An 8,184-nucleotide genomic window follows, 5' to 3' on the forward strand; every position below is an offset into this window, starting at 1 on the left:
TTCGTAGCCGTCAGAGCACGTGGTGATCAGTGGGGTCCCCCGATGTGCAGTGTTCTGGATCTTGTCGCTCGGCTGGAGGTGCCCAGCCGACGCTGGAAAACCGGCGGCACCGGTCCATCCGCCGGACGCTCTCACCGGGCGCCGCGGTCGATCGCCTCCTGGGTCAGCGTTCCGACATATGGCAGGGTGCGGTAACGCTCGGCGTAGTCGAGACCGTAGCCGACGACGAAGGCGCTCGGTATGTCGAAGCCGACATACTGTACGTCGATGTCGACGGCCAGTGCCGCCGGCTTGCGTAGCAGCGCGAGCACCTCCAGCGATGCCGGGTTGCGCGACCGCAGGTAGCGCAGCAGCCACGACAGGGTCAGGCCCGAGTCGATGATGTCCTCGACGACCAGGACGTCCTTGCCCTCGATGGGGCGGTCCAGGTCCTTGAGGATGCGCACGACGCCTGAGGACGACGTCGCCGAGCCGTACGACGAGACGGCCATGAACTCCATGGTCAGTGGCACAGTCAGTAGCCGGGACAGGTCCGCCATCACCATCACCGCGCCCTTGAGGACACCGACGAGCAGCACCTCGCGACCGGCGTAGTCGGCATCGACCAGCGCCGCCAGCTCCCTGATCCTGGTGGCGATCTCGTTGGTGCTGACAAGGACCTCGGCGATGTCGGGATGCGGGCTGGCCCGCGGCCGGTCCTCCGCCCCGGCGCCGGTTGACCCGGTCCGGTCGGACCCGGTCCGGTCGGGCACCGTGTGCGCAGTGCTCACCTGAGCCTCCCTGGTGTTTCCACGCGGCTCGCCACCGTCGGCGGCGGGCGTGGAGGTGTCTGGCCGGGTCCCCGACCCGGGTGTCACAGGCGCGGGTCGAGGGTATCCATCGCACCGGCCGGAGGCCTCGAATCCGCAGGTCGCGAACCCCGGAGGCCGCGCTACCGAGATCCTGCCATCGGCGCGCGTCGCGATGACACCCGAGGGCAGCGGGACCGGCTTCTGTCCGCGCCATCTCGTCACCAACTCGTCCATGGCCCGGATGTGATCGGCTCGCAGTCCGGTCGGTGCGCTTCCGAGCGCACGTGCCGCCCGCCGCATCACCCGGCCCCGAAGCGCGGTGCTGAGCCCCGCGAGGCCGGCGAGGTCCAGGTCGATGCGGACGGCTGCGCCGGCCGGCCCGGCAGGGTGGGCCAGTTGGTCGTAGACAACCGCCGCATCGGCGTCGAGCGCCTCATTGTCCGCCCGCAACAGGTCGGCGGTGCGGGCGAGGGCCTCGGCGATACCCGGGCCGAGGGTGTCCTCCAGAACAGGCAGGACCCGGTGGCGGACCCGGGCCCGCGCGAACGCCTCGTCAGCGTTGGTCGGGTCATCCCACGGGGTGAGCCCGTCGGCGAGGCAGGCGTTTCGGGCCACCGACCTGCGGATGTCCAGCAGCGGGCGCCGGAACAGGCCGTCGCTGCGCGGCATGCCCGCCAGCGTGCGTGCGCCGGAGCCGCGGGCGAGCCGCAGCAGCACCGTCTCGGCTTGGTCGTCGAGGGTATGGCCGAGCAGCACGGCGCTCGCGCCCAGGCGCTCGGCGGTGCAGGTCAGAACGGACCTGCGGGCGTCGCGGGCGGCTCCCTCCGAACGCGGTGAGCGCGCCGGCAGGATTTCGACGGGGTCGAGGCCGAGCTCCCGTCCCTGCGCGGCCACTGTGTCCGCCTGGGCGGCGGAACCCTCGTACCAACCGTGGTCGACGGTCAGCAGCCCGCCGCGCAGCGCCCGGCGCGGTGCCAGGAACGCGAGCGCGGCGGCCAGCGCCAGTGAGTCCGGACCGCCCGAGCAGGCCGCGAGCACCAGGCTGCCCGGGGGGAGGTCGGCAATCGAGCGGCGGAGCGCGACCCGGACCTCGGCCGCGGCCCTGCGGTGGGCCATGGCGGCTACTCCCGCATGGCGTTCAGGCACAGGCACCGGTTCAGGCACAGACACAGACGGCGGGACGGTCGTGCTGCCCGGGGTAGGCACACACTATTCCGATCACGCACTATGCCGATATCGACGGGCGCGAGCCCAGGACACGTTGCATCCAGGCGCCTGGATCGACCAGCTCCGACCGGGTCGGCAACGTCTCGGGAGATTCCCAGACCAGGTTGAACGCGTCGACCCCCGCCTCGGCAACGACAGCCCGGACAAAGGCGCCACCTTGGCGGTACTGCAGCAGCTTGAGGTCCAGTCCGAGCAGGCGGCGGACAAAGCGGTCGATCGGTGAACCACCACCGCGGCGGTTGTCGAAGCGTGACCGGATCTCGGCGACGGTCGGGACGACCTTGGGGCCGACCGCGTCCATGACCTGGTCGGCGTGCCCCTCCAGCAGGGTCATCAGTGCCTGCAGTCGATCCAGGACCTGGCGTTGGGCGGGCGTCTGCAGGGCCTCGACGATGCTCGGCGCGTTCGGCCCACGGTCGAGCACGGCGCCGCGCAGCGCGGAGACGGCCGATCGCACCCGTTCGGCGAGGACGTCCGCGTCGAGGTCGGTCGCCTCGATGAAGGAGGCGATCTCGTGCTCCAGATGCGTCCGCAGCCACGGGACGGCGGTGAACTGGATGCGATGGGTCTGTTCATGCAGGCAGACCCACAACCGGAAGTCGTGCGGGTTGACGGCCAGCGCCTGTTCGGCATGGGCGATGTTCGGTGCGACCAGGCTGAGTCGCCCTGGGCGTCCCGGATGTCCCGCCGCGCCGGTTTCACCGGGTGTCCCGGTTTCACCGGTTTCACCGGTTTCACCGGTTTCACCGGGGGGGAGGAAGACCTCGTACTGGCCGAGAACCTTGCCTGCGAGGTAGGCCAGCGCGGTGCCGAGCTGTACCCCGGTGACCCGGCGGCCAACAGCCGTGGACAGCTTGCCTCGATCGCGGTCCGCGAGCTTGTCGAGCAGCGGTTCGCTCACCACCCGAAGGCCGGCGACATTCGACCGGACCCATTCCGGCCGGTCCACCACGACGATCGGTGTCGGCGGACCAGCCGGTTCCAGCCTGGTGTATGCCTGGACATGGCCTTCCGCCTCGACGGCCAGCCGTCGCAGCTCCGCAACCACCGTGTCCGCTTCGGAGCGGGCCACGGGCGGGCCAGGTCGGACAAGCCGCCGCGCTGTCGTTACCGCGAGGTCCCAGTCGACTAGCTCGGCGTCCACATCCGCCAGCCTATGTCCCTCCCCCCCACGATGACAGGCATTGTCGCCCGCGCGTGCCTGTCATCGGTGGGTTGCACTCAGCATCCGCAGGACTCGAGCGCGACGGCCACCTGGTCGAGGGCGGCACGGGTGGCCCCGGCCTCCTCCACGGGGGCGAAGAAGCCGAACAACAGCAGCCGGCCGTCGCTGTCCACAACCTGGCCGACGAGGCTTGTCACGATCCGCAGGCTGCCGGTCTTCGCCCGCACGTCGCCAGCACCGGCTCGGGTGTCGGCCGAGTCGTAGCGGTCGTTCAGCGTCCCGGAGAACCCGGCCACCGGGAGCCCTGTGATCAGTGTTCGCAGCGCTGGGTGCCCGGGCAGGACGGCCGTCCGCAACAGTGCCACGAGGGTGGCCGGGGCAATCCGGTTGGATGTTGACAGACCGCTCGTGTCCGCAAGGTAGGTTCCGGCCGTCGGCACGCCCAGTTCCCGCAGCACGTCGAGTACCGCACTGGTGGCGCCGGCGAACGAAGCCGGCAGGCCGCGGGCGTGGGCCACCAGCCGGCCGAGGCTCTCGGCGAGGTCGTTGTCGGAGTAGGTGAGCATTCGCTCGACCAGCACCGGGATCGGCGGACTCTGGACGGCGGCAAGCTGCCGTGCGCCAGGTTGGGCGACGCCGGCGGCTGGCAGGGCGCCGATTTCGGTCGAGTTGACCTGCACTCCGCAGCGGCGCAGCGCCGCCGCGAACGCGTTGGCAGCGGCCATCGCCGGCGTGGTTGTGCGCGGGCCGGTCGCGCCCGCAGCGCCGCGACCGCCGTCCACCTCGAGCGCGGAGACCGGTGTGACGTTGCCGTCGGTCACATAGCTGTCGCGCCAGCCCTCACCAGTGGGCGGTCCGGTGAACAGTGTCTGGTCTGCCACCACCCGGTCGACCTGGGTGACGCCGGTCCCACGTACCTGTGTGGCGAGGTCCGACAGGCGTGCGAAGGACGGGTAGCCGGTGGGCCCGGCGGCTGCGGTCAGGGTCGGATCGCCCGCACCCACCAGCCACAGGGTCCCGCCGCCGACAACGGTGGTGGCAGCACCATCCGCGGTGGCGGGTGGACTGTAGAAGGCCCGGGTCGTAAGGGTTTCCCGTGGGCCGAACGTGGTCAGCGCGGCCGCGGCCACCACGGTCTTCAAGGTGGACGCCGGTGCTGTCGGCAGGTCGGACCGGCGGTCCAGCAGCAGGGCCCCGGTCAGCGCGTCCACCACCAGCCCCGCCGGGTTGCCCAGCGCGGGGTTCGCCAGCGGACCGGCGAGCCGGGCGCTCAGCGTGGCGGGGTCGGCGGATCGCGCTGCCGGATCCAGCGCCGCGAAGGGGACTGCCGCCGGTCGCGAGTCGGTGTGGGCGACGCCCGGTCGTTGCGGCGGAGCGACGGAGAGCTGGCCGGCAAGCAGAGCTCCGGTGATGGCGGTCAGCCCGCCGACCCGGCCCCGCATCCCAGGGGCCACGTGCGAGAGACTACGTCGGGTGAATCCGAGTCGCATCACCTGCACGGGGAATATCCCGGACAGACTCCGCAGCCGATCGAGGTCGGGAGACGTCACCGCGGGGTCACCCCGTCCGTCGGTGCCAGGTAAGTGGCGGATGGCTGATTTTACATGATCGGGTCGCGGCGGTCCTGGGCGGCGGTCGTAGCCGCAGATACTGGTAACAAGTACAGAACACGCGGGCGCTCCGGACGGGACGCGCCCACCGACATGACAGGGGACGGTGTGGACCTCGAGTTCGATGTGACCATCGAGATCCCGAAGGGGCAACGCAACAAGTACGAGATGGATCACCACACTGGGCGTATCCGGCTCGACCGGATGCTGTTCACGTCCACTCATTATCCCTCGGACTACGGGTTCATCGAGGGTACGCTGGGCCGGGACGGTGATCCTCTGGACGCGCTCGTCCTGCTGGAGGAGCCGACGTTCCCGGGCTGCCTGGTGCGATGCCGCACGATCGGCATGTTCCAGATGAGCGACGAGAAAGGTCCGGACGACAAGGTGCTGTGTGTGCCGGTCGCGGATGTCCGCCAGGAGCACCTGCGTGACATCAGGCACCTTCCCGAGTTCGACCGGCTGGAGATCCAGCACTTCTTCGAGGTCTACAAGGACCTTGAGCCGGGCAAGTCGGTCGAAGGTGCGTCCTGGGTCGGCCGTACCGAGGCGGAGCGGGAGATCCTCGCCTCGGTCCTGCGCGAGAAGGAATCGGCCGCCCCGACGGATGAGCAGCACGACGAGGACACACCCGAGGTCGCGGAAGATCCCGCACCGGAGGTGAAGTCCGCGTGAGGTACGCCTGACGCGGTCGTGACGCACCGGTGGGAGCCGCTGATCGCGGTCGTGGTGAGGGATCTTCACTGATTCACCACCACGACCGCGCTCAGTAATCGCTCTCTCTACACGCTGAGCGCTTGACATGTCACGTCTGCTAGATGGGATCATACTGGAGGGCTCTGCCAGCAGACAGACGGCCACATGGCGAAGCACTCTGGACCGCCACCGACGTGTCCACGGTGTGGCGGCAGGGCACGGTGGTGGTGACCGACGACGGCACAGCTCAAGGCCGCTTTCGCGGGGAGGTGGCTTTCATGCGTCTCCGTAATCGGCACGAAGACACGCCATTGTGGCGGATATGGGACAAGGCCGGGGCGAGTGTCACCACAACATGACAATTTCCCCGTGAGCCATGCATCGCATTTGACGCCGGATTTGCGCTCGGTAGCAGACTTCCTGGTTGGGTCACCGGGGTACGAAGAGAAGACGACGGAACCACGATTCTTCTCCTGTCGCATCACGCCGCTGGATCCTGGGCCACCGTCACATCGGGGGCCGAGGGCGGGTTCACACGGTCATAGCGACACTCCTGATACTAACGGGAAAATATTCTACTGGACATTTTAATCAATTCGAATCGGTAGCAGAAGAGATCAACGCACGGCCACCGGCGACCAACGACGCGAAAGCACTTGCGCTGCCACCAGGAGCCGCTGTCCTCGTGTCGGCTGGCTGGTACGCGACCGCACCGACCCGAAGGGAGGTCAAACGGGCGGCGTCCGGTCAGACCATCCCGAGTCTGGCGGAGGCTCACCTTCGGGACCGTAACCAGGCGCCCAGATCGTCTCGTAGTGCGGGCAGCGATCTACCGCCGTAGCGGGAAGATCACCTTTTCCGCCCCCGCTACGTCTCGCGCGGGCGAGTGCCGCACCTTGCGCCCGCCGACACTGCTTGCATTGCACCCGGACCGCGGTCACCATCCGCTCCGGATCACGTGCGGGCCTGTCGGTCATCGGCGGGTCACCGTCCCCTCGCCGCCGCAGCGCGGGCAGGTCGTCGTACCGTGATCAACTGAGTGGGAGGCGGTGTAGTCCTTCCCGCCTCGCTTCGTGCCGCCGCTGCCCGACGAAGCTCCACCGCCGGTATTTCCCCGCTTGTTCCACACCACCATCTCAGACTAGACAACATTGCGTGTCCGGGGAAGTGCATGGCGTGCTTCCATAAGCCATCGATCCATTCCCGCGACGGCGCCAGTTGGACCGACCGACGGAGGAGACCAGCTCAGCCCAGGGTCTGTGAAGCGATCTTCACCGGTGCTCACCGTGCCGCATGCGCCGCGCCATGCAGGACCCGGACGAGCCGCCGCCCACTCGGCGCGTCGGAGCTGTGATCGCGTCCGTACCGTCGAAAGTTGATACCTGAGCGACCGATGCGCTACGAGGGTTGATCGCTTCTGGGCTGCAATAACCCTGTGTAAGACAGGGTCTGAGCCGGAGGCGGGGATTGAACCCGCGACCTATCGCTTACGAGGCGATTGCTCTGCCACTGAGCTACTCCGGCATGGCGCTGGTCCGGCATGGTGCTGGCCTGCATCCTGAGTATGCCAGACCACGTCGGCTTCCCTGAGCCGGCAGTGGGCGATCATCGGTGCCGGTGAGACGGTGCCGGTGGACGGTGCCGGTGGGACGGAGAGCCGGCGACCCATCGGGTCCACGTCGTGGGGCCACCGAGATCCGGAAGATCGAATCGGGACACTGATCCAGTGTGTTTCTGATGGCTATTTGTTGACGGCATGTAATTATTGCGTTACAGAAATGTGTTGGAATCTCGAGGTCAGGCCTTGCCCACCACCCCGCTCGCAGCGGTTCCGGAGAGCGTGCGTAGGGTTTCGACCATGACCGGGGACGCAACTACAACAGCAACGAGGGGGGCTTCTCTACTCATCGCGGAGGATGACGAAGCTTCTCGAGTTGCGCTTGCCCGCAGCCTTGAACGGTTCGGGTATCGAGTGCTGGAGGCGGCAGACGGAGAAGCCGCGCTCAAGCTTTTCCAGACCACTGAGGTCGATCTTGTCGTGCTTGACGTCGCGATGCCGCGCATGGACGGATTTGCCGTCCTGAGCCGGCTGCGGCAGACCAGTGAAGTACCTGTGATCATGCTGACAGGGCGGGCCGAAGAGGTCGACCGTGTCGTCGGCCTGGAACTGGGCGCCGACGACTACGTGGTCAAGCCGTACTCGCTTCGGGAACTCGTCGCACGCGTGCGGGCACGGCTTCGCCGCCGTCCGGTGGAGCCGCCGCCGCAGCGCACCGGGGACGGGAACGACCCGCTGGTCTACGGCGATGTCTCCATAGACCTGCGTGCGCGTGAAGTCGCGGTCGCGGGTGAGCGTATTGATCTGACCGCGCGCGAGTACGAGCTGCTGGCCTTCCTGGCCAGTCACCCCCGCCGTGTCTTCAGCCGTGAGGAGCTGTTGGAGCAGGTCTGGGGCACGCGTTTCCAGGATCCGGCCACTGTGACCGAGCATGTTCGCCGGGTACGGACCAAGGTCGAGGGGCGGCCGCCGCAACGTCGGCTGGTCACCACCCTGCGCGGTATGGGATACCGCTTCGACCCCTGAGCCGTTCGCAGACGCGGGCCTGCTGGTGCGGCACCGGAAAACCATGATCACGATGCCGGTGGCCCGGTGCCCCGGCCTTACGACGCCGAACCCCTACTGTCGGTCGTTCTT

At 68.3% G+C, this 8,184-nt stretch carries 5 protein-coding genes and 1 tRNA gene; 2 read left to right on the top strand and 4 right to left on the bottom strand.

Annotation, left to right across the window (positions count from 1 at the left end; genetic code table 11):
* Positions 1 to 131: 131 nt before the first annotated feature.
* The 3 genes from hpt to dacB form a co-directional block, all read right to left on the bottom strand.
* Positions 132 to 1,907: a hypoxanthine phosphoribosyltransferase gene (gene hpt, locus U9983_RS25200; RefSeq protein ID WP_322756397.1), complete on the bottom strand. Its 1,776-nt coding sequence runs from the start codon at positions 1,905 to 1,907 to the stop codon at positions 132 to 134.
* Positions 1,908 to 2,016: 109 nt separating this feature from the next.
* The gene (locus U9983_RS25205) at positions 2,017 to 3,162 is read right to left on the bottom strand and encodes a zinc-dependent metalloprotease (RefSeq protein WP_322756395.1); all 1,146 of its coding nucleotides are present in this window, start codon (positions 3,160 to 3,162) and stop codon (positions 2,017 to 2,019) included.
* 77 nt (positions 3,163 to 3,239) lie between these two features.
* Positions 3,240 to 4,625, bottom strand: coding sequence for a D-alanyl-D-alanine carboxypeptidase/D-alanyl-D-alanine-endopeptidase (gene dacB / locus U9983_RS25210; protein ID WP_322756398.1), 1,386 nt, complete (start codon positions 4,623 to 4,625; stop codon positions 3,240 to 3,242).
* A 261-nt stretch (positions 4,626 to 4,886) separates the two neighbouring features.
* Between dacB and U9983_RS25215 the strand changes: the two genes are divergently transcribed.
* Positions 4,887 to 5,468, top strand: a complete 582-nt coding sequence (locus U9983_RS25215) for an inorganic diphosphatase (RefSeq protein WP_416211533.1) — start codon at positions 4,887 to 4,889, stop codon at positions 5,466 to 5,468.
* Between the two features lie 1,473 nt (positions 5,469 to 6,941).
* Here U9983_RS25215 and U9983_RS25220 read toward each other — a convergent pair.
* Positions 6,942 to 7,013: transfer RNA gene (locus U9983_RS25220), tRNA-Thr, on the bottom strand.
* A gap of 334 nt (positions 7,014 to 7,347) precedes the next feature.
* Between U9983_RS25220 and U9983_RS25225 the strand changes: the two genes are divergently transcribed.
* Positions 7,348 to 8,073, top strand: a complete 726-nt coding sequence (locus tag U9983_RS25225) for a response regulator transcription factor (RefSeq protein ID WP_322756396.1) — start codon at positions 7,348 to 7,350, stop codon at positions 8,071 to 8,073.
* Positions 8,074 to 8,184 lie beyond the last annotated feature (111 nt).

Origin of the sequence: Protofrankia sp. Cas3, assembly GCF_963555955.1 — a bacterium.
Classification (GTDB): Bacteria; Actinomycetota; Actinomycetes; order Frankiales; family Frankiaceae; genus Protofrankia.